This is a genomic window from Mycoplasma collis ATCC 35278, assembly GCF_000701825.1.
Classification (GTDB): Bacteria; Bacillota_I; Bacilli_A; order Mycoplasmatales; family Metamycoplasmataceae; genus Mesomycoplasma_A; species Mesomycoplasma_A collis.
Genome location: NZ_JNJY01000039.1, coordinates 1 through 1224, shown reverse-complemented (window position 1 = coordinate 1224; position 1224 = coordinate 1). Strand labels below are relative to the sequence as shown.

Annotated in this window: 1 protein-coding gene; it reads right to left on the bottom strand. The window is 24.4% G+C overall.

The features are described 5' to 3' along the window. A partial coding sequence (locus T403_RS0103945; RefSeq protein ID WP_033161521.1) for a S8 family serine peptidase occupies positions 1–1224 on the bottom strand: 1224 nt, incomplete at both ends.

Sequence of the window (1224 nt, the reverse complement as noted above, 5' to 3'; positions counted from 1 at the left end):
TGGTCATTCTTTGTCAAATTCATTTTTAAAGTTTCATGCTAAAGCAGCTTTTAATTTTTGTCCTTTTTTTAAATAAACTTTATGTGTAGTTATATTTTCTTGATTTTCAGCTACATAACTATCACCTTTTAATTTTATATAATTTAAAGATTCTAAAGCACTTTCAAAATTATCAACATTCAATAATCCAGCGCCCATTTTAGAATTAATAGTATCGCTATGTGTAGCGGAGCTAGATAGAGCAGAAAGGGAAATAATACTATCAAGCCCTTTATCATAAATATATGATTTTTTATTCATATAACTAGCTAAAACGGAAGCAACAACTGGAGATGAAAAACTTGTACCTCCATTATAATATACTCCTGAATAGTTATTTGTTTTTTTATCATATACATTATATTTATCAAAAATACCAGGTGGAGCAATTAATGTAACTTCTTTAGCATCGTTTAATGAACCGTATGAACTATAAGCAGCTGTTTCAAAATAATTAATAGCATCACTAGCTCCTACTGTTACTGAATTATATGAAAGTTGAAGTTGTTGTAATTTTCGAAGATTTAAATCCTCTTTCCTCCCATCATTTCCAGCCGCAATCACAAATGTTACTTCATTTTCTAAGTTATTAGATAATTTATCAAAATAGTTGGCGTAACCATTATATTTATAATAATCGCCATATCCTAAACTAACATTTATAACTTTGACATTGTTTGAAATCAATCATTCTATTTCTTGTTCTATTCCGTTTCAAAAAAAGGCTCTTATTCCATAAAGATTTATATTTTTATTAACACCGTTATAACCACCGGCGACTGATGCAACATTTGTTGCATGCTCTCCAAAATTATTATTAAAGGGTAAAATTCTATTTTTATTTGTAATTAAATTTATATTAAATAAATCAGGGTCTAAACTAATTTTTCCATCATCTAATATTCCTAATTTAATTTTTTGAGTACCAGAAGAAAAATATTTAATTTTTTCTTCAGTTAAACCTACATAATTAAAATTTTTTTTTCATTCTTTCCCAGTAAATATAAATTTATATTTTTCAGATTTAATTTCATTCGCTAAAATTTTTTCTTTTTTAGAATTATCATTTTCACTTATTATTTCAAAATTATAAAAATCTTTATTATTTTCAAATATTTTTTTTAAATTATTTGTTATATACTTTTCTCAATTGTTATAAAAATTTATAAAAACATAATTAGTATA